Raw genomic sequence first — 19,533 nt, 5'->3', positions numbered from 1 at the left:
CCTTACCGGAACTCGGACAGCCGCGGACGCACGCCGACCAGGACGAGGATCGCGATGACGACCGCGGCGACGGGCAGGCCGACGCTCCAGCCGCTCAGGCCGTGGTCGCCGTCGCGGATGGCGCTCTTGAACGCCTTCTGATGGATCGCGGTGAGCGACACGAGCGACTGGTCGTACGCGGCGAAGTCACGCGAGGCCGTGCCCATGCGCAGGACGATCGCGTCGTGGCGTCGTCCGGCGGTATTGGCCAGCGTACGCAGCTGGGAGTCGTCGTGCTGCACCGTCTCGTACCCCTGGAGCGTCCGGTCGACGGCGGCGCGCTGGCCCGGCAGCGTGACGTGCTGCGACTCCAGGCCGAGGAAGCCCGTGAACCCGCTGTGGGCCGCGATCCGCGCGTCGACCTGCTGGTAGTACTGCTGGAGATTGCCGGCCGTGACCGAGAGGATCTCCTGCGACTTGTCCAGGTAGACCTGTTCGTACGTGTCGGCCTGGTCGGGGTCGAGCAGGTACCTCGTCTCGTCGGCGTCGGCGTTGTTGCTGATCGCGCGGGCCCGCGACAGCGACAGAACCGAGTCGAAGCCGTCGTTCTTGGCCTTGCTCAGGTGGCGTGCCTCGCTCGCGAGCAGGCCGACCGTGGCCGCGACGAGCACCACCGAGGCCAGCGTCGCCAGCGCGAGCACCGGGTTGATGAGCCGGCGGAAGCGACGGGTCAGGTACACCTGGAGCCCGACGAGGATCACGATGAGCACCAGGCCGGTGACCACCACCCACGCGATCCCGTCCAGCACCGCCGTGTGCTTGGACTCGTACGTGCGCCGCACCGTCGTGCCGTTGTCGAGCGTGAGGTTGTAGGCCTTGGGCAGCACGTCGAGCTTCATCAGGTCGGTGGCCTGCCGGTACAGCTTGCGGACCTGGTCGCTCGGCGCTCCGGCGGCGTGGGGCTGCTGCTGGTCGAGTTGCTGCGCCTGGCCGGCGAGCTGCTCGTACCGGCCCAGCGCGTCGAGGATCGAGCGCGCGGTCTGCTGCTCGGCGCTGTCGCCGCTCGCCAGGTTGGAGCCCTGCAGCAGGGCGCGGTGCGCCTCGGAGCGCCGCTGGTCGTACACCTGCAGGGCCTTCGCCCGGCCCGAGCCGAGGTCCTCGCGACCCATGAGAAGGACGGCGGCGAGCTGGGCGTCCATGTCGCTGAGCGCGTAGTAGAGGTCCCCGGTGGCGACCACCTGGGGGCCGGCGTCGTGGCCGATGATCTTGAGGCCGTCGCGGGCGTCCTGCACGGCGAGTGCCGCCACCGTGAACACCGCGGCGACGGCCAGCACGGCCAGGAGCGCGAGCCCCCGGATCCGTCCGGGCAGCGTCCGGAGCCGTACGACCCGTGCCACGCCGGCCAGGCGCGCCGGTGGCCGGGACGGCGGAGCTTCTGTCATGGTCACCGGCCTCAGCCCTTCCGCAGCGTGATGGTCGTCCAGACGCCGATGTGGATGCGGTCGCCGTCGCGCATCGGCACCTCGACGTTGACGGGGATCGGCTCTTCCGAACCGTTGACGGTCGTGCCGTTGGTGGAGCCCGGGTCGACGAGGCTCACCGTGCCGTCCGGCCGGGAGAGCAGGACCGCGTGCGTGTGCGACGCTCCCGGATCCTCCGGCGGCTCGCTCAGATCGATCTCCGGAACGGTGCCCTGGGAGACGCTCCGCCGTCCGATGCGTACCTGCGGCCGGTCCAGCGGGATCCGGCGCTCGGGACAGTACGGCGGGAAGGTGAAGGCGCTGTTCGCCTCGTTCTGCCGCAGCACCGTCTCGTAGTAGTCGCGGTCGGCGTTGACGATCGCCGTCCACGCGGCCGGCTTCGTCGCACCGGACCCGCTCGCGCCCCACCGGCCGGTCGCCGGCTCATCCGACGGCCCCGACGGTCCCGACGGCACCGAGGGCACCGAAGGCACCGAGGGGACCGAGGACTCCGAGGCGGGCGCGGGGCCGGTTCGCACCGGGCCCGTCGCACCCGAGCGTCCGGCCCCGACCGCGAAGTCGTACCCGCAGCCCTCACAGAACCGGCCCGTACGCGGTGTCGCGCAGTCCGGGCAGGCCTCGCCCGACCCCGCCGCCGGGGGAGCGGCCGTGGCGGCCCCGTTCCCGGCCCCGCTGCCGGGTGCCGCGAGGATCGAGGACACCGTGGGCCCCGTCATGCGGGTGCCGCAGACGTCGCAGTAGTCGTCGGCGCCGGATGAGTGTCCGGCCGGACAGGTCGGCATGGATCAGGCTCCGCCCTTGCGCGTCCGTACGGTCTTGCTCGACCGGGTGTCCAGGGACATCTCGTCGGCCTTGTCGACGTTCTTCTTCAGCCGTACGGTGCCGGTCGCCTGGTCCTCGACGTCGACGACCTTGTCCAGCAGGCCCGCGATCGCCTCGTTGCCCGACTCGTGGGCGAGCTTGACCGCGCGGCCGAGGCGGGCGGTCGCGGTGTCGACGTCGCCGCTCTTGCGGGCCGCCAGTCCCTCCTGGATGGCCTCGGCGAGCTCGGCCTGGCCGGTGAAGTGGGCGACCTTCGGGTTGATGCGGGTCGACTGGGCCTCATCGTCGGTCCACTCCGCCAGGACGTTGCCGGTGGCGAGCACCTGCTCCTGGCCGCCGCCCGCGCCGGGCAGCACCAGCTTGACCCAGGCGGCGCGCAGCTCCTGGCCGATCGTGCCGGGCGGCACCTCGACGCAGATGTGGTAGTCGCGGCTCTCCGCGCCCCACGCGCCGATCGGGTAGTCGCCGGCGCGGGGCCCGGCCTCGACCCGCTTGCCGGTGAGGTCCTCGACGCTCGGCGTCACCTGTTTGACGAAGCGCAGCCGCGCGGCCTGCGGCGTCCAGACCCGCAGGGCCACGTCGGCGACCGCCTTGCCCATGGCCGCCTCGGTCATCGCGCGGAAGTCGGCGACCAGGTCGTTCGGGCTGGCGACGATGTCGACGCTGCCGAGCATGGTCGAGGCCACCTTGCGCAGCTCGGCGACCTCCCAGTCGGTGCCGACACCGCGGCAGTCGCACACGAAGTGGCCGGCGCAGGACTGGAGGACGGCGTCGAGCTGCTCGGGGCTCTCGTGCTGGTTCTTGCCGTCGGTGAGGAGGATGGCGTGCCGGATGCCCTCCTGGTGGGCGGCGAACAGCCGGTCGGCCAGGCCCAGCCACGCGCCGATCGCGGTGCCGCCGGCCGGCCGCACGCGCTCCAGCGCCGCCTTGGCCTCCTGCCGGGTCTGCGGGTTCGCGGGGACGAGCTGCTCGCCGGCCGGGTAGACCATCCGCGCCCGCGCCGAGCCGGACACGACCGCGAAGGCGACCCCGTCGCGGAGCGAGTCCACCGCGGTCTGCGCGGCCCGGATCGCCGCGGACATCTTGGTGCGCGGGTAGTCCATCGAACCGGAGGTGTCGATGATGATCACCTCGGCCGCGGAGGTCGACCGTACGGCGCCGGCGGCGGGTACGCCGCTCGCCTCGACCGTCACGATCGCGTGTACCTCCTGGCCCCCTTCGGGGAGGTACTTGTTCTGGTCGACCGTGAGAGTGAAATCGGGGTTGCCCGTCATGCGACTTCCTTCGTCGGAGGAGTGGCCCGAGCGCTCATCGGGCCGGCTCCTGGGTCGGTTGTGCGGAAGGCGGCGTCTGCGGCCGGAAGGGGATGACGACGACGGTGATGTTGTCGCGTCCGCCCGCCTCGTTCGCCAGCCTGGTCAGCGTCCGCGCCGCCTCCAGGGGCTCCGACGCGGCGGCAGGGGCGGCCTCGGCGAGCCGGGCGGGCTCGGGGTAGTAGTTCCACAGCCCGTCGCTGCACACGAGGATCACCCCCGGGGTGTCCGGGGTGAGCGTGCGTACGTGGGGTTCCGCGTCGGTGGCGTCCGCACCGAGCCACGCGGTGATCACGTGCGCGTTCGGGTGCCGTTCGGCCTCCTCCTCGGTGAGCGCCCCGGAGGCGACCATCTGGCCCGCCCACGAGTCGTCCTCGGTCAGCTGCGCGCCCTCGCCGCTCTCGGGCAGCCAGTAGGCGCGGCTGTCGCCGATCCAGCCGATCGTCACCGCGTCGCCGTGCACGAGCGCCGAGACGTAGGTGCACGACGGGGGCTCGGTCGGCTGGGTGTCGTCCCCGTCCCCGCCGACCAGGGCGGCCACGGCCTCGGCGGCCCGCGCGGCGGCCGTACGGGTGGCGGACTCGGCGTCCTGCCCGGCCGCGCGCAGCTCGGCGAGCGCGGCGGCCCCGGTGTCGGCGGCGACACGCGAGGCGTCCTCGGGACGCGTGGAGGAGGAGACGCCGTCGCACACGACACCGGCCACGCCGTCGGCGGTCACGGCCAGCGCCATCGCGTCCTCGTTGCGGCTGTGCCGCAGGCCGCGGTCGCTCACGCCCGCCGCCCCGGTGACCTCCAGCTCGATGTGATCGGTGCCGTCGGGCTGGCGCAGCCCGCACTGCTCGCAGTAGCCGTCGCTGATCGTGCTGCCGCCGCACCCCGGGCAGCGGGGGACGGGCGCGTCGAGGCGGTGGCCGCACGCCTCGCAGTAGTCCTCGTCCGGGTACACCGGCAGATCGCAGATCGGGCAGGCGCGCTCTTCGGTCGTCGCGGCCATCAGATCAGCGTCCTCGGGCGCGCGGCGTTGGCGCGGACGACGAGGTCGTGGCGTTCGGCCGGGGTGTCGGCGAGGCGGGCCAGCGCGCGGTAGGTCTCCTCCAGCCGGCCGCGCAGGGCGCGTTCGGTCAGAGCCGCATCGAAAAGTGTCCCGTTGCGGGGCGCGTCACTGGTGGCGTGCGCCCAGGTGAGGGCGGTCTCCAGGACCTCGGCCACGAGCCGGCCGCGCTGCTCCCCGTCGAGCTTGAGGGGGGACAGCCGGCCGCCCGCGCCGATGAGTTCCGGCTCGGTCAGCTCGGCCGGGTTACGGCCTCGGATCGCGGTCGCCACCGCCGCGACCTGCGCGGCGACGTGGTGGCTGGAGATGCTCGGCACCGAGTCCAGCACGGCCACGGCGGCGGCGCGGTCGCCGGCCGCCAGCCGCGCGCGTGCCAGCCCGAACGCGGCGCTGATGTAGCCGTTGTCGGTGCGCCAGACCCGCTCGTACAGGTCCGCGGCCCCGGCGTGGTCGCCGCGGTGCGCCCGGCAGTAGGCGAGGGCCAGCTTGGGCGGCGCCTCGCCGGGCAGCAGGGAGTACATCTCGTCGAAGAGCCCTTCGGCCCGCGCGACGTCCCCGGAGGCCAGCACGGCCACCGCCTCGTACCACGGGATCCGCCAGTCGCCGGGCCGCTCGGCGGCCAGCTCGCCCAGCAGCCGGTGCGCCTCGGCGATGTCGCCGAGCTCGATGCGGACGCGCGCCAGCGTCAGGCGCACCTCCGGAGAGGGGTTCGGCGCGGCGGACAGCGCGGGCACGAGCTGCTCCGCCTCGGCACTGGTCAGGCCGGCGAGGAACCCCGCGGAGGGGTCGCCCGCGTCCACCAGCGGAGTCGGCAGCGCGGCGGCCACCTCCGCCGGCGCGGGCGAGTCGAGCACCGAGCCCGTGTCACCGGCCAGCTCGGTGCCGACGGCCCGCAGCTCCATGCCGAACAGCGAGGAGCGGCCGGGGCGCGGCTGCCCGTCCTCGGCCGACAGGACCTCCCGGAGCACGCCGGTGAGCTGGTCGGCCATGTCCGTGGCGTCGGCGAACCGCGCCTCGGGCTCGGTGTGGGTGGCCCGCCGCAGCAGCCGGTCGTAGGACTCGAACCGCTGGAGCAGCGGGATCTCCGCGCGGTCCGGCAGGCGGTCCGCGTACGTGGTGGTGAAGTTCTTGAACGGGAAGCTGAGCACCGCGAGCGTACGGCCGACGGTGTAGAGGTCGGAGCTGACCGAGGGGCCCCGCTCGGCGATCTCGGGGGCCTGGTAGCCGATCGTGCCGTAGATCGCGCTGTCCATGTCGTCGACGCGGCGGACCCCGCCCAGGTCGATGAGCTTGAGCTGCTCGTCGGACTGGATGGCGTTGTCCGGCTTGAGGTCGCAGTAGAGCAGGCCGACGCCGTGCAGGTAGCCGAGCGCGCGCAGCAGCTCCAGGCCGTACGCGATGGCCTGTCCGAGCGGCAGCGCGTCATCGCCGGCCTTGCGGCGTTCGAGCAGCACGTCCTTGAGCGGCTTGCCGCCGACGTACTCCATGACGATGTAGCCGGAGCCGCCGTGCTGGACGAAGTTGTAGATCTTGACGATGTTCGGGTGCTCGACCTCGGCGAGGTAGGAGCGCTCGGCGGCGGCGGCCGCGAGCGCGTCCGCGTCACCGGTGTCGAGCAGGCCCTTGAGCACGACCCAGCGGTCGTTGACGTTGCGGTCGCGGGCGAGGTAGATCCAGCCGAGGCCGCCGTGCGCGAGGCAGCCGAGCACCTCGTACTGCCCGCCGACCAGGTCGCCCGCCTTGAGCTTGGGGGTGAAGGAGTAGCCGGCGCCGCAGTTCGGGCAGAAGCCCTCCGTACGGCCCGGCCGACCGCCGCGCGCCCGGCCGACCGGCTCGCCGCAGCCGCTGCAGAACCGCTTGTGCTCGGCGACCTCGGGATTCTCCTTGATCGCCGTGGTCGGGTCGCGGTAGGGGACGCGGGGCACCTCGACCAGCCCGGCGCCCAGCATGCCGCGCCCCGACGACCGCGAGCGCGTGGAGCCGGTGCGGACGCTGCGGCTGGACCGGATGCTGCCGGTGATCGAGCTGCCGGTCGTGACGCTCGGCGTGCTGCCCGAGGCGCCACCGGACGTGGCCGGAGGCGACGCGGGAGGCGACCCGCAGGTGGAGCAGTAGCCGTCCTCGATCACGCCGTCGCAGCCCGGCCGGCCGCACCGCCCATCGGGCGCGGCGGCGGGGGCGGGGGCCTCCGGCGTGGGGGCGGCGGGCTTCGCGGCGGGGGCGGGCGCCATGCCGCAGGTCGTGCAGTAGCCGTCCTCGATGGTGCCGGCGCACCCCGGCTGGGTGCAGCGGCCCGCCGGGGCGCTCGCGGGCGACGCGCTCGGGCCGCTGAGTCCAGGTGCCATACCGCATTGGACGCAGTAACCGTCCTCGACCGTTCCCGTGCATCCCGGCTGGGTGCACCGAATCATCAAGCCGTCCCCTCCGCGCGCGATGCGATCGCCCGCTGGTAGTCCGCCAGCGCCCTCGTGGCCCCGCGCAGGTCGCACGGTGAGGTCCAGAGCAGGTCATACGCCCGCTGGTGCAGCCCGGTGAGCTCGATGTCCTCGGCCAGCCCGAGCCGGCCCGCCTTGGCCTTGTACGCGTCGAGCCGTCCGCGCAGTTCGTCCCGCCGGTCCAGCACGCCGGTGATCAGCGCGGTCGTCTGGCGCGCCTGGTCCAGCGCGGTGGCGGCGGCCTGCTCGACCTCGGCGGCGCGCGTCGCCAGCTCGAGCCACCGGCCCTCGCCGCGCAGCCCCTCCAGGGCGGCGAGCCGGTCGCGGAGCGCGACCGACGTCACCGGGATGTCGGGCAGCGCCGGTGAGTCGATCTTGGCGAGGACCTGGTCCCTGGCCTCGGCGGCCTCGTGCTCGGCCGTCTCGACCAGGGCGATCGTGGCCTCGATGCCGCGGGCCCGCGCGTCGTGCTCGTCGCGGATCCGCAGGGCGTCCTCCAGCCGGCCGCGCAGGGCCGCGAGGTCGGTCCCGATCGCGTCGATCCGCGTGGTGTCGGCCTGGTCGCCGGACGTCAGCGCCATCGGGTCGGACCGTACGGTCTCGCGCACCGCCGCGAGGAGCCCGGACAGCTCGTCGAACTCCGGTTCGCGCACGCCGAGGGCGCCGTGCAGGGCCGCCACCGCGCGCGCCGTCTCCTCCACCTCGCCCAGGCGGGTGAGCAGGGCCGACCAGACCTCGTTCACCGCGGCGACCAGGCCGGCGGTCTCCTCGTACAGGGGCGTCATCCGCTCGATCACGCCGTCGAGCGTCAGCCACTCGCCGGTCGGCCCGAGCAGGGTCCGCTCCTCCAGCGGGATCTCCTCGCTCACCAGCTCGACGGAGGTGCCGGTGAGCAGACGGGTCAGCTCGGCGAGCTGGGCCTGACCGGGCTTGGAGTGCCGCGCCCGCAGTTCCTCGGCCTCGCCGAGCACTTTTCCGTGGGCCTCGAACAGTTTCCACAACGTGGCCATCCGGCCGCTGATGCCGGCCCAGGACCGCTCGGTCTCGCCGGTCAGCCGGGTGCCCTTCAGCATCTGGTAGCCCTGGTGGTCCTCGAGCTCCAGCAGGCCCTGGGTGATGCGTTCGCGCTCGCCTTTAAGGCGTGTCAGCGTACGGTCGATCTCGTCCCGGCTCATCGACCGGCCGACTCCCGCGTCCCCCAGCAAACCGACCCTCGTCCGTGCTCGACCCCGTGTGCACCGTGAGAAAAAGGCGGCTCGACGCATTGTTCCGATGCCGCGCTTATCGGTGGATCAGTTTCCACCAAGAACCGTGGTCATCACAAGCGATCTGCACATTCTGGGAGATAAGGCGCCGTCGCGTTCGGGTGTCGTCTCGGCGGTGGAGGAGAGTCAAGGCGCGGTTACGGGGCGGCCCGGGGACGCCGCGTGGGACGCTTGGCAGAGACGGACGGGCCCGGGACGGTCGACCCGGGGAGCTGGGGTAGGGGAACATGCCGATCACTGACGAGGCGATCGAGAAGATCAAGGGAATGATCGTTTCGGGTGAGCTCCGGCCTGGGGACCGGTTGCCGAAAGAGGCCGACCTGGCCGCCCAGCTGGGGCTGTCCCGCAATTCTCTGCGCGAGGCCGTGCGCGCGCTGTCGCTCGTGCGCATCCTCGACGTGCGCCAGGGCGACGGCACGTACGTCACGAGCCTGGAGCCCAAGGCCCTCCTCGACGGGCTGAGCTTCATCGTCGACCTGCACCACGACGCGACCGTGCTGGAGTTCTTCGAGGTCCGCCGCATCCTCGAGCCCGCCGCCACGGCCCTCGCCGCGCAGAAGATCAGCCTCGAGACGGTGGACTCGCTGCGCGACCACCTCGCCCGCGTCACCGGCGACTCCTCCGTGGAGGACCTCGTCGAGAACGACCTGGAGTTCCACCGCCGCATCGCCGAGGCGGCCGGCAACGCGGTGCTCTACTCCCTGGTGGAGACGCTGTGCGGGCCGACCGTCCGGGCGCGGGTCTGGCGCGGGCTCACCCAGGAGGGCGCCCTCAGGCGCACGCTGGACGAGCACCATGCGATCCTCGACGCGCTCGCCGCCCGCGAGGCGGACGTCGCACGCGCCCTGGCGACGGTGCACATCGCCGGCGTGGAGCAGTGGCTGCGCAAGGCGCTCTGAGCGGCTCCCCGCGACGTGCTCGACCGCATCGACGGCCGGCGCCGCGGCGCCCGGACCTGCGGCCTGACTCGGGTCACGCGGTTGTCACGGTGGTATTGAACCGCCCGGGGCGTTCGACCGGGGCGCGGACAGTGCGGGCGACGGAGCCTCCGGCGTTCATGCTCTGCCGACTCTTCCGGCATCGTAGGTGTCGGTGACGACGGCGCGGATGTGGTCTCGGAGCCATCGGTGTGCCTGGTCGACGTTGTGTCTGGGATGCCACGCCATACCGATCTCGATGGGCGGAACATCCACTGGAATGGGGAAGGTCCGCAGTCCGAGCGCGGTGGTCGCGTCGGGCAGGTCTCCGGTGCTGGTAGCGATGGTGAGACAGACCAGATCGGTTGCTCTGGCCAGCATCATCGCGCTGGTGTGGCTGGGTACGACGACGGTGACGTTTCGCCGCAGGCCCAACTTCGCGAGCGCCGTGTCGATCGGGCCATGACGTTTGCCCGTACGGGAGATGCCGATGTGATCAGCGTCGGCGAACCGGCGGGCGTCGATCGGGGCATCGAACAGCGGGTGATCGTTCCGGGCAGCGCCGAGCAGCGGGACGGTGACCAATTGCTCGGCACACGTCTCCGGGTCGAGGTGGCCGAGTACCCCCAGCTCGATGTCCACGAAGCCCTGCCGCAGCGCCGGAGTGCCCTCAACGGACTCGGGTAGAAACACGATTCCCATCGCAGGAGCCTCGGAGTAGAGCCGGCCGGTCAGCTGCGCGGCCAGGTCGGCCAGGAGCAGCTCACTGGCTTGAACGCTGAACTTCCGGTGCATGGTGGCGAGGTCGAGCCCGCCCGCCGGCGTGAGCACTGCCTTCGTTCGATCGAGCAGCGCGCGTACCTCCGCCCTGAGCTCGAGGGCCCGGGGGGTCGGTGTCATCTCTTGTCCTGCTCGTACGAGCAACGGGTCACCCACCATCCTGCGGAGGCTTGACAGCTTGCGGCTCGCCGCGGCAGGCGAGGTGCCGAGCCGATCGGCGGCCTTGGTCACGCTGTTCTCCTCGAGCAGCGCATCGAGCGCGACTAGCAGGTTCAGGTCCATAAGCCCTCCGCACTCAGCGTCATTGCGGTGAGCGCAAAGATTACATGCCGATCTTTGCATTGCCCTGCCTTGGTGTCCCTGCTGACACTTGAGGTGCTCGCGGAACGCGGGCAGAGCAGTCACGGAGAGGTCGTCATGCGGCAATCAGCGCGAGATGAGCGAGCCGGCGATGGAGCACGGTCCGCACGGTCTGGCTCTGGACGCGGAGCGCGGCCGGTTGTACGTCAGCGCCGAGGGTTCCACAGGCCGGACCGGCGGTGTGGTGGTCATCGATACCGGGACCGGGCGGGCGATCGGGCGGATCGACACCGGAGCCCCTGGCCCGCACTGGTTCGTGGCCGGCCCGGACGGCAGGACGGGTTATGCCGGCAACAAAGAGGCGCCTTTCGTGTCCCCGTGCACCTCACCTCTGGTGGGAAGCTGCTGGGTGAAGTCCGGATGGCGTCGGATGTCGGTTCTGAAGCGGCAATTCCTGCCAGTCCTGCTGTTGAAAAGAGGCTCATCCATGAATCGCATCGCGCTGATCACCGGCGGAAACCGCGGTATCGGCCGAGCGGCCGCGTACGCCCTCGCCGACGAAGATATCGACATTATTCTCACCTACCGATCCAACCCCGACGAGGCGGACACGGTCGTCGCCGAACTCGTGAAACGGGGCCGGACCGCGATCGCCCTTCCGCTCGACACCACACGCCACGACGACTTCCCCGCATTCGCCGACCAGCTCGGCGACCAACTGCGCGAGCACTGGGAACGTGATCACCTTGACATTCTCGTCAATAACGCGGGCTTCGACCGTCTGACCCCATTCGGCCAGACAGAAGCGGCAACCATCGACGCGCTCTTTGCCGTCCACGTCAAAGGTCCGATACTGCTGACCGAGCTCCTAAGCCCATTGATTAACGACGGTGGCCGTATTCTCTTCGTCTCCTCCGGTCTCACCCGATACGTCGCCAACCCCGCCTACTCCGTCTACGCGTCCATGAAAGGCGCCATCGAAATCTACACAAAATACGCCGCGAAAATCCTTGGCTCCCGGGCGATCACCGTCAACGTAATTGCGCCAGGAGCAACTGCAACCGACTTCGCGGGCGGTGTGATCCGAGATGATGAGAAATATCGGGCCATGGTCACCGCCAATCATGCTTTCGGGCGAGTCGGAGAGCCGCAGGACATCGGCGACGCCGTGCGCGCCATCACCTCTGCGAGCGCCGGATGGATCACCGCGCAACGGATCGAGGCCTCCGGAGGGCAAGGCCTTTGATCGTGTAGACAGTCAAGCATGCCGTGCATGCCGTGCATGCCGTCAGGTGAAAAACGTGCGATCTCTTGCGTGCTCCCCTCAGATGCCGGTCAGCCGGTGGCGAGGGCTTCGACCGGGGTCAGGCGGGCCGCGCGGGTGGCAGGGTAGAGGCCGGCGAGCATGCCGATCACCAGAGCGGAGCCGATGCCGCCGAGCACCGCGCCCGCGGGGATGACCGCGGGCCAGCCGCGGGCCACCGCGTAGCCCGCGGTGCCCAGCGCACCGAGCGCCGCGCCGGCGAGTCCGCCGTAGACGCTCAGAGCCATCGACTCCACGAGGAACTGGCCGCGGACCTGCCCTCTCGTGCTACCCAGGGCACGTCGCAGCCCGATCTCGGGACGGCGTTCGAGCACCGCGATCACCATGGTGTTGGCCACCCCGACACCGCCGACGAGCAAGGCCACTCCGGCGAGTCCGAGGAACAGCCCGGAAAAGGCGGTGACGGTGATGCGCTTGGCGGCCAGCACGTCGGACGGACGGCTGACCTCGACGCGGGCCGGGTTCTCGGGGAACACCGTCGCGGCGAGCACCGACCGTACGCTTTCGATCTGGTCTTCCCGGGCGCGGACGAAAAGCTCGGTCGGGTGCCCGTCGAATCCCAGCCATCGGCGTGCGGCCGGCCAGCCGACCAGGACCGAGCGTTCGACGTCCGGCGCGAGCGGGAGCGGCGCGAGCACGCCGACGACGGTGAACCGGCGGCTGCCGATCCACACGGTCGGTGCGGATCCGCCCGGCACGACCTCGGTGATCCCGAGCCGCGTCGCGGCCTTGTCGCCCAGGACGACCGTCGGCAGCGCGGCGGTGGTCGCGTCCAGGTACCGGCCGGACACGACGTGTCCGCCGATGGCGGGCAGCAAGCCGGTCTCGGCGGCGAGCACGGTCAGCCCGGACCCGTCTTCGGGCGGGATGCGGTCGGAGCGGCGCACCTCGGCGTGGGTGTTCGCGACCGCGCTCGCGCGCTGGACCGGCCCGATCCGGGCGACCATCCGCGCCGCGGGCTCGGGCACCGGCGGCAGCTCGTGGGTCCGCTGATCGAATGTCGACTGCACCACCAGCAGGTTGGTGCCGAGTGCGGAGAGCCGGTCCTCCAGCGCCCGCCGACCGGACGCGGGGACGCCCACCACCATGACAATGGTCGCGATCCCGATCGCGATCCCCAGCGCGGACAGCACGGCGCGTACCGGGCGGGTTCGCAAGCCCGACAGCCCCAGCGCGAGCAGGTCCGCCGGCGTCATCCGCACCGGCGTGGTCGGGGGGCGGCTCACCCGCACACCTCCTGTGGTGTTCCGGAGTCCAGGCGGACCCGGCCGTCGACCATCTCGACCCGGCGGGGCAGCGCCGCGGCGATGTCGCGGTCATGGGTGATGACCGCGATGGTGGTCCCGGCGCGGTTGAGGTCCTGCAACAGGCCGAGGATCGTACGGCCGGTCGCGGTGTCGAGTGCGCCGGTCGGCTCGTCCGCCAGGACGATCGCCGGTTCGTTGACCAGCGCGCGGGCGATCGCGACCCGCTGGCGTTCCCCGCCGGACAGCTCGTACGGGCGGTGTGCCGCGCGGGGACCGAGGCCGACGCGTTCCAGCGCCTCGGCGACCAGCGGGCCTCGCCGCCGCCTGGGCACCCCCGCGTACAGCAGTCCGGTGGCCACGTTCTCCGCCGCGGACAGACCGCCGGCGAGGTGGAAGTGCTGGAACACGAAGCCGATCCGCCGTGCCCGCAACGCCGACAGGCCGCGGTCCGGCAGGGCCGCCACGTCGATGCCCTCGACCGCGACACCGCCGCTGGTCGGCCGGTCCAGCGTGCCCATCACGTGCAGCAGGGTCGACTTGCCCGACCCCGACGGTCCGACGACCGCCAGCAGCTCACCCCGGCGGATCTCAAGGGACACGTCGTCGAGTGCGCGTACGCCACCGGGGTAGACCTTGCTCACGTTCCCGACGGTGAGGGCCGGCGTCATGACGCGACCACCACCCGCAGGCCCTCGGCCAGTCCGGTGCCCGCGACCTCCACCATGCCGCCGGCGAAGAGGCCGGTCCGAACGCCGACGAGGGCCGTTCTGCCGCCGCCCACGACCTGCACCGCGTACCCGCCTTCGGCCAGCGCGAGCAGTGCGGTCACGGGGACCGCGAGCACGCCCCGGCGCACCTCGTTGGTCACCTTGATCTGGACCGTCCCCTCCACCGTCGCCATCGCCGCCTGGTGTGCCACCGTCACGGTGGCGGTGCGCGCCGACGCGCCGTCGTCTCCGGCTCCCGTGTCCTGCGCGGACGGTGTGCTGACCCTGGCCACCCGTCCTGCGGTGTGCCTCCCGCCGGGCAGCAGCACCGTGACCGTCACGCCCGGCTTCACCGCGGAGACGTCGGCCTGCGTGGGGTCGAGCTGCACGATGACCACTTTGCGCACGGAGGTGTAGCCGAACAGCTCGGCGGTCGCGGGGGAGCCGGGCCGCGCCTTCAGAGAGCCGATCCGCACCGCGTGCGGCAGCATCACCGCGTCGCCCACGCCCAGCGTGCCGGTCGCGCGCAGACCGTTCGCCTTCTGCCAGCGTTTCAACGCCGCCTCGGTGCCGCGCCCGAAGGTGTCCCCGGCGCCGGCGACGCCGTAGCCCATGGCGCGCAGGTTCTCGGTCAGCTCGCGGACGTCCGGTCCGGCCGGGACACCGGCGCGCAGGGTGCGATACAGCGGCGTCGGGCCGATCAGCAGCGGCACCGGCCGCGCGTTCACCTCATACAGCCGCTGCCCGCGCCCGACCACCGTTCCCACCGCGGGCAGCCAGGTCAACGTGCCCCGCCTGCGGCCGGTGAACGGGATCGTGGCTCCATGGCCGACCGTGCCGCCGAGAGTGAACGAGGTGTCCAGGTCCATCCGGCGGATCACGGCGGTCTGGGCGGCGGCCGGCGTGACGACCGGCGCGACCGGGGAACGCCCGGCCAGTCTGCTGTAGGTCACCACCGCGCCCACGGTGACGGCGAGCGCGGCGCCGAGTCCCGGGAGCAGCCACCGTCTCATTTCCTACCGCCGCCGACGACGACCTCCTTCTCGCACGTCGGCGTAAGGTTCAGGCCCTTGCTGATCGACCCGGGGTCGTTGTTCTTGCCGCCGAAGGAGATGGAGTTCTGGTCGTCGCCCGGACCCGCGGGTTCCTCCTCGACGTACCGCACTCCCTTGGCGCGCAGACACCGCACCAGCTTGTGGATGAAGTCGAGGGACTCGGGGTTGGCCCTGTCGTACTGCCACGCCGGCAGCGGCTTCATCGGCAGGCAGGCGGCTTCGGCCTTGGCCTCGACCTTGGAGTCGACCGGACGCCCCGGCACCGCGGCCGGCCTTCCCGCCGGGGCGCGGCCTGCCTTCGGACCGGCGCCGTGGTCCGACAGGCACCGGTTGTAGGTCTCCCAGAGCGCGTCGCTCTCCTCGGGCGTCATGTCCAGCCGCTCTCGGGGCCGGGCCACGGCCGGCGTTCCGGTCGAGGCACGCGCGCCCGCGGTGGCGGTGGTGCCCGGGGTCCGCAGAGTCGCCACCCTGTGGCCGGGCTCGGACGAGCCGCAGGCGGCCAGCGCGGGCAGCGCGGCCAGCGCGGCCAGCGAGGCGATGACGACGATGCGTCGTGTAAGCGTCATGATCGACATGGTCGTCGGCGAATGTGAAGAAGTTGTCAGGGCGGCGTTCAGGTTTCTTCGCGAGCCGCCGGGAGGCGGATCGTGAACGTCGTTCCCGCACCGAGGGTGCTGGTCACCGTCACGGTGCCGTGGTGCGCCTCCACCAGGTGCCGGACGATGGCCAGCCCGAGACCTCGCCCCCCGGTGACGCGGCTGCGCGAGCGGTCGGCGCGCCAGAAGCGTTCGAACACGTGCGGCAGGTCCTCCGGCGCGATGCCGCTGCCGGTGTCCTCGACCTCGATCACGACCTCTTCGGCGGCCCGGCGGCCGCGCAGCGTGATCCGGCCGTCCGGCGGAGTGTGCCGTACCGCGTTGACGACCAGATTCCCGACGGCCTGCCGCAACCGGACCGGGTCGGCGTCGAGCTGGAGGTTCCCGGACGTCTCGACCGCGAGCCGGGTCGGGTGCACGGCGGCGGCCTGGGCCAGCAGCGCGCCGGCGTCCATCGGCTCGGGCCGCAGCCGCAGCCGCCCGGCGTCGGCCGAGGCGAGCTCCTGCAGGTCGTCGACCAGGTGCTGGAGCACGAGGGCCTCCTCCAGCAGCGAGGCCAGCAGTTCGGGTCCGAGCTCGGCCACCCCGTCCTGCGCGGCGATCAGCCAGCCTCGGATGTTGCCCAGCGGTGTGCGCAGCTCGTGCGATACGTCGCTGACGAGGTCCTTGCGCTGTCGCTCCGTACGGTCCAGGTGCTCGGACATCTCGTTGAAGGCGGTGGCCAGGTCGGCGATCTCCCACTTCGCCCGTACCTCGGCGCGGGTGGCGCGGTCGCCGGCGCGCATCCGCTCGGTCGCGGCGGTCAGCGCCTTGAGCGGTCGCAGCACCCGGCCGGCGAGCAGGGCGCTCACGCCGATGGTGAGGGCCAGGACGGCCAGCGCGGCGGTGATGATCTTGGCCACGTCCGCCGCGGGCAGCCCGACCACGGTCTGCCGTTCCGCGGGAACGCTGATGAACAGCAGCACCGCCGGAGAGACGTACGGCTCCAGCAGGATGCGCCTGCTCGATCCGAGGCAGTCGAAGAACGCCTGCCGGTCGGGCGGGGCGGCCGTCGGCACGAGACCGCCCATGGCGGTGAGCTGGACCTCCGACGCCGGGAGGGAACGGTCCCTGAGGCACGAACCGAGGTAGTCGTTCAGGATCGCCAGGGCGCTTGCCTCGGTGGCCATCGGCTTGACGACCGCGTTCCCCCGGGGCATGCGGTCGCACCGCGAGGCGGGCCGTACGGCCGTACGGACGTACGGCCGGCCGGCGGCGGACTCGGCGACGACGGCGTCCTGACCGTGGGCGCGCATGCACGCGGCCTCGGCGTCCGCTTCCCGGCGCAGCGCGACGTGCTCGGGCGGCGGCAGCCGGAACGAGCCGACGGCGCGCGTGTCGATCCTGTCGTCGGAGACGTCCGGCAGCAGCGTGACGTCGACGGCGAGGGGATCGACCACGGCGGTCGGCGTGGCCGGCAGCGGAGGATCGTCGGGCCCGAACGCCCCGGCGATCGGTACCCTGTTGCCCGCGGTGAGGCCGATCCGCAGGCCGGCGCGCCGGCTCACGTCGGCCAGGACCGGGGCCACCTCGTTCCACCCCGGATGGGTCGCCCCGTAGGCCAGCACCTGGTTGTAGATCCAGGCCACCGTCGCGCGGTTCTGGCCCTGCTCCGCCCGGATCGAGCCGGTGGTGCTCTGCACCGACAGCCACGCGGTCGCGCCGATCGAGCAGGCCGCGACCAGCACCGTGCCGGCCAGCAGCCGGACCCGAAGTCCCCGCCGCCGACGCGGCTCAGCCGTCGGACCGGCGGCCATCGACGATCTTGTATCCGACGCCGTGGACGGTGCGCAGGTAGGTGGGCCTGCGCGGGTCGTCCTCGAGTTTCTTGCGCAGGTTCATCACGTGCACGTCGATCGTCCGCTCGGTGATGTAGCCGTCCAGCCCGCGGGCGTGTTCGAGAAGCTGACGGCGGCTGAACACCTGACCGGGCGCCGCCATCAGCGTGGCGGCGACGCGGAACTCCGCGGGAGTACAGGCGACGGGCCGTCCGCCGACCCGTAGCTCATGCCGGAGCAGGTCCAGAGTGAGGCCGCCGACCCGCAACGGCGGCGCCGCCGGTCCGGAGGAGGACTGCGAACGTCGCAGCAGCGACCGCACGCGTGCCATCAGCTCGCGAGGGTCGTACGGCTTGGTCAGGTAGTCGTCGGCGCCGAGGTCGAACCCGAGCAGCTTGTCGTCCGCGTCGGCCCTGGCCGTGGCCATCAGCACCGGCAGGTCGTACTCCCGCCGGAGCGCCCTGCACACGTCCAGGCCGTCGAGCCCGGGCATCATCACGTCGAGCACCAGCAGGTCGGGGGAGTTCCGGCGGACCTCGTCGATCGCCGACCGGCCGTCGCCCACGACCTGCACCGTGTGGTCCTCGCGACGCAGGTAACGCCGGACCAACTCCGCCTGCTTCGGATCGTCCTCGGCCACCAGGATGTACGCGCACACAAGAGCCCTCTCACCGTTGGCGCCATGACCTCCCGCCGCCATGATCCCGTCTGCCCCGCCCGGCTGTCCGGCCATCGCCCGATCTCCGGCCCCGGCCCACGGAACACCACCGCCGCCCCGACCCCCGCCGAAGTGAGCGCCCGGCGTACGCCCAGGGGCACGTCGGTCCGCAGCAGGTTTGCGACAGAACCGCGACGCGGCTCGGACACCGGTCGGACATCGCCGGCAGACCCTGTCGTTCATGAATCTCATTCGCCGGTCCGCCGAACCGCATCGGCAGGGCTCGTGCCGCGAACAGGCGCGAGGAAAAGCGCGCAGGGCCTTGATGGCCACGACCGTGCTGGCCGGCGCGGTGGGGGGCGCCGGCACGAGCTTCGGCGCCGACGGCTCGCCGCGTCTCCGCACGGTGGCGGACGCGGCCGACGCGGGCGGCGGGAAGTACGACGTCACCGGATATGGCATCACGATGAGCTACCGGCCGGACACCCGAACGGTCCGGGGCGTCACGGTGGTCACCGCCACGGCGGTCGAGGCACTGGATCGGTTCACGCTCACCCTCAGCGGGCCGGCGGTCCGTTCGGTCACGGTCGATTCGAAACCGGCGAAGTCCTTCGCACAGACCGGAGGGAAGGATCTCCTCATCGTGCCGTCGGCGAAGATCGGCCGCAGAGCCCGGTTCCAGGTCCGGGTCGAGTATGACGGGTCGCCGGGAGCCGGGTGGCTTCCCACCACGTCGGGCGGAGCCACCGCGTTCGAGGGAAGCTCCAGCGCGTGGTTCCCCGTCCACGAGGACGCGCACGACAAGGCGGCCTTCCACCTGACGGCGACCGTGCCGGACGGTTGGAGCGTCGTTTCCGTAGGCCGGGAGGATCCGGTGAGGCACGGCTCCACCGGCGCCGCGTTCCGCTGGACAGAGCCTTACGTCGACCCCGCCGACCTCGCCGTCTCCATCGACCGTTTCACGGTCGAGCGGTCCGCGCCGGCCGGCGGAACCCCGGTGGTCAACGCGTACGCCCCAGGACTGCGGAAGTCGACGAAACCGCTGGCGGACAGGTTGCCGGAGATCCTCCAGTTCCTTTCCAGAAGGTTCGGTCCCTACCCGTTCCGGGCGGCCGGCAACGTGTTCGTCCAGGTAGACGACGACGCGCCGGCGACCGCGCCGCAGACCCGGCCGGTATACCTCGGCGCCGGCAACAAGCGGTTCATGACCCTCGACGCGGTCGTCCACGAGCAGGCTCACCAGTGGTACGGGGTCTCGGCCGCCGCCCGCCGGCCCGAGGACGACTGCCTGGCCGAGTGCTTCGCCGCCTACGCCACGTGGTTGTGGAACGAGGACAGGGACGGCGTCGACCTCGATGCCCGCTACCGCGAACAGGTCGGCGCTGAGAGGGACGACGCCGATTTCTGGAAGGCGCTCTACCGGCCGGGTGAGGCACCGGGGATCAACGAGTACGGCAAGGGCGCGCTCGCTCTGCACGCACTCCGCCGGCAGATCGGCGACGAGGCGTTCCACCGGTTGATCGAACAGTGGCCGCAGGAGCACCGCGGCGACTACGTCGATTGGCCGCAGTTCGAGGCGTTCGCACAGAAGGTCGCCGGACAGGACCTCACCGGCTTCTTCCAAGCGTGGTTCCGCGGCGCGACAGTGCCCGCCGACCAGTACCTCTGGCCCGGCACGTTGACGTCAGGGCCGCGCTGACCACCGCTCATCGAACAGCGGGTGCACGACCGGACCGGCGGAATCCTTTGCGCCGGTCCGGTCCGGAAGAGACGAGGGTGGACTGGA

The 19,533-nt window shown here is 72.0% G+C and carries 16 protein-coding genes; 3 read left to right on the top strand and 13 right to left on the bottom strand.

The features are described from left to right. Positions 1–2: 2 nt before the first annotated feature. From ABEA10_RS43430 to ABEA10_RS43405, 6 genes are all read right to left on the bottom strand, one after another. Entirely contained in the window at positions 3–1,421 is a 1,419-nt protein-coding gene (locus ABEA10_RS43430; protein ID WP_345474316.1) for a hypothetical protein, read from the bottom strand. Positions 1,422–1,432: 11 nt separating this feature from the next. Further along, positions 1,433–2,242, bottom strand: a complete 810-nt coding sequence (locus ABEA10_RS43425) for an FHA domain-containing protein (protein WP_345474314.1) — start codon at positions 2,240–2,242, stop codon at positions 1,433–1,435. A gap of 3 nt (positions 2,243–2,245) precedes the next feature. Continuing rightward, complete coding sequence (locus ABEA10_RS43420) at positions 2,246–3,556, bottom strand: vWA domain-containing protein (RefSeq protein WP_345474313.1); 1,311 nt, start codon at positions 3,554–3,556, stop codon at positions 2,246–2,248. Positions 3,557–3,590: 34 nt separating this feature from the next. Further along, on the bottom strand, positions 3,591–4,589 hold the full coding sequence (locus ABEA10_RS43415; RefSeq protein ID WP_345474311.1) for a PP2C family protein-serine/threonine phosphatase: 999 nt from the start codon (positions 4,587–4,589) through the stop codon (positions 3,591–3,593). Next, the gene (locus ABEA10_RS43410) at positions 4,589–6,991 is read right to left on the bottom strand and encodes a serine/threonine-protein kinase (protein WP_345474310.1); all 2,403 of its coding nucleotides are present in this window, start codon (positions 6,989–6,991) and stop codon (positions 4,589–4,591) included. Before ABEA10_RS43410 ends, ABEA10_RS43415 begins: the two co-directional genes overlap by 1 nt. A 65-nt stretch (positions 6,992–7,056) precedes the next feature. After that, on the bottom strand, positions 7,057–8,256 hold the full coding sequence (locus tag ABEA10_RS43405) for a hypothetical protein (protein ID WP_345474309.1): 1,200 nt from the start codon (positions 8,254–8,256) through the stop codon (positions 7,057–7,059). Positions 8,257–8,573: 317 nt separating this feature from the next. Between ABEA10_RS43405 and ABEA10_RS43400 the strand changes: the two genes are divergently transcribed. Continuing rightward, on the top strand, positions 8,574–9,245 hold the full coding sequence (locus ABEA10_RS43400; RefSeq protein ID WP_329259681.1) for a FadR/GntR family transcriptional regulator: 672 nt from the start codon (positions 8,574–8,576) through the stop codon (positions 9,243–9,245). Positions 9,246–9,401: 156 nt separating this feature from the next. On the opposite strand, the gene ABEA10_RS43395 is transcribed toward ABEA10_RS43400, so the two are convergent. Beyond that, a complete protein-coding gene (locus tag ABEA10_RS43395; protein ID WP_345474305.1) occupies positions 9,402–10,325 on the bottom strand; it encodes a LysR family transcriptional regulator in 924 nt (307 codons plus the stop codon). Between the two features lie 154 nt (positions 10,326–10,479). Between ABEA10_RS43395 and ABEA10_RS43390 the strand changes: the two genes are divergently transcribed. Further along, positions 10,480–11,589: an SDR family oxidoreductase gene (locus tag ABEA10_RS43390; RefSeq protein ID WP_345474303.1), complete on the top strand. Its 1,110-nt coding sequence runs from the start codon at positions 10,480–10,482 to the stop codon at positions 11,587–11,589. A gap of 89 nt (positions 11,590–11,678) precedes the next feature. Here ABEA10_RS43390 and ABEA10_RS43385 read toward each other — a convergent pair whose 3' ends face one another. From ABEA10_RS43385 to ABEA10_RS43360, 6 genes are read right to left on the bottom strand one after another with little or no spacing between them, the layout of a single operon-like run. Beyond that, the gene (locus tag ABEA10_RS43385) at positions 11,679–12,893 is read right to left on the bottom strand and encodes an ABC transporter permease (RefSeq protein ID WP_345474301.1); all 1,215 of its coding nucleotides are present in this window, start codon (positions 12,891–12,893) and stop codon (positions 11,679–11,681) included. Next, on the bottom strand, positions 12,890–13,555 hold the full coding sequence (locus tag ABEA10_RS43380) for an ABC transporter ATP-binding protein (RefSeq protein ID WP_425551036.1): 666 nt from the start codon (positions 13,553–13,555) through the stop codon (positions 12,890–12,892). Before ABEA10_RS43380 ends, ABEA10_RS43385 begins: the two co-directional genes overlap by 4 nt. Positions 13,556–13,578: 23 nt before the next feature. Then, positions 13,579–14,634, bottom strand: coding sequence for a peptidoglycan-binding protein (locus ABEA10_RS43375; RefSeq protein WP_345474298.1), 1,056 nt, complete (start codon positions 14,632–14,634; stop codon positions 13,579–13,581). Then, positions 14,631–15,242, bottom strand: a complete 612-nt coding sequence (locus ABEA10_RS43370; protein WP_345474296.1) for a hypothetical protein — start codon at positions 15,240–15,242, stop codon at positions 14,631–14,633. The genes ABEA10_RS43375 and ABEA10_RS43370 overlap by 4 nt, the downstream gene beginning before the upstream one ends. Positions 15,243–15,289: 47 nt before the next feature. Further along, complete coding sequence (locus tag ABEA10_RS43365; protein ID WP_345474294.1) at positions 15,290–17,068, bottom strand: sensor histidine kinase; 1,779 nt, start codon at positions 17,066–17,068, stop codon at positions 15,290–15,292. Then, a complete protein-coding gene (locus ABEA10_RS43360) occupies positions 17,046–17,747 on the bottom strand; it encodes a response regulator transcription factor (protein WP_345474292.1) in 702 nt (233 codons plus the stop codon). Before ABEA10_RS43360 ends, ABEA10_RS43365 begins: the two co-directional genes overlap by 23 nt. 325 nt (positions 17,748–18,072) lie before the next feature. On the opposite strand from ABEA10_RS43360, the gene ABEA10_RS43355 reads away from it, so the two are divergent. Further along, entirely contained in the window at positions 18,073–19,446 is a 1,374-nt protein-coding gene (locus ABEA10_RS43355) for a M1 family metallopeptidase (protein WP_345474290.1), read from the top strand. The last annotated feature ends 87 nt before the right edge of the window (positions 19,447–19,533 follow it).

The sequence above is a fragment of the Actinoallomurus oryzae genome, from assembly GCF_039541955.1.
Taxonomy (GTDB): domain Bacteria; phylum Actinomycetota; class Actinomycetes; order Streptosporangiales; family Streptosporangiaceae; genus Actinoallomurus; species Actinoallomurus oryzae.
Note: the sequence above shows the minus strand (reverse complement) of the source record. Positions and strands in the feature narration are given on the sequence as shown.

Bases quoted from the DNA above. Each gene is read 5' to 3' on its own strand.
- ABEA10_RS43430 (WP_345474316.1), bottom strand. From the start codon at position 1,421: ATGACAGAAGCTCCGCCGTCCCGGCCACCGGCGCGCCTGGCCGGCGTG.
- ABEA10_RS43425 (WP_345474314.1), bottom strand. From the start codon at position 2,242: ATGCCGACCTGTCCGGCCGGACACTCATCCGGCGCCGACGACTACTGC.
- ABEA10_RS43420 (WP_345474313.1), bottom strand. From the start codon at position 3,556: ATGACGGGCAACCCCGATTTCACTCTCACGGTCGACCAGAACAAGTAC.
- ABEA10_RS43415 (WP_345474311.1), bottom strand. From the start codon at position 4,589: ATGGCCGCGACGACCGAAGAGCGCGCCTGCCCGATCTGCGATCTGCCG.
- ABEA10_RS43410 (WP_345474310.1), bottom strand. From the start codon at position 6,991: ATGGCACCTGGACTCAGCGGCCCGAGCGCGTCGCCCGCGAGCGCCCCG.
- ABEA10_RS43405 (WP_345474309.1), bottom strand. From the start codon at position 8,256: ATGAGCCGGGACGAGATCGACCGTACGCTGACACGCCTTAAAGGCGAG.
- ABEA10_RS43400 (WP_329259681.1), top strand. From the start codon at position 8,574: ATGCCGATCACTGACGAGGCGATCGAGAAGATCAAGGGAATGATCGTT.
- ABEA10_RS43395 (WP_345474305.1), bottom strand. From the start codon at position 10,325: ATGGACCTGAACCTGCTAGTCGCGCTCGATGCGCTGCTCGAGGAGAAC.
- ABEA10_RS43390 (WP_345474303.1), top strand. From the start codon at position 10,480: ATGAGCGAGCCGGCGATGGAGCACGGTCCGCACGGTCTGGCTCTGGAC.
- ABEA10_RS43375 (WP_345474298.1), bottom strand. From the start codon at position 14,634: ATGAGACGGTGGCTGCTCCCGGGACTCGGCGCCGCGCTCGCCGTCACC.
- ABEA10_RS43370 (WP_345474296.1), bottom strand. From the start codon at position 15,242: ATGACGCTTACACGACGCATCGTCGTCATCGCCTCGCTGGCCGCGCTG.
- ABEA10_RS43365 (WP_345474294.1), bottom strand. From the start codon at position 17,068: ATGGCCGCCGGTCCGACGGCTGAGCCGCGTCGGCGGCGGGGACTTCGG.
- ABEA10_RS43355 (WP_345474290.1), top strand. From the start codon at position 18,073: ATGGCCACGACCGTGCTGGCCGGCGCGGTGGGGGGCGCCGGCACGAGC.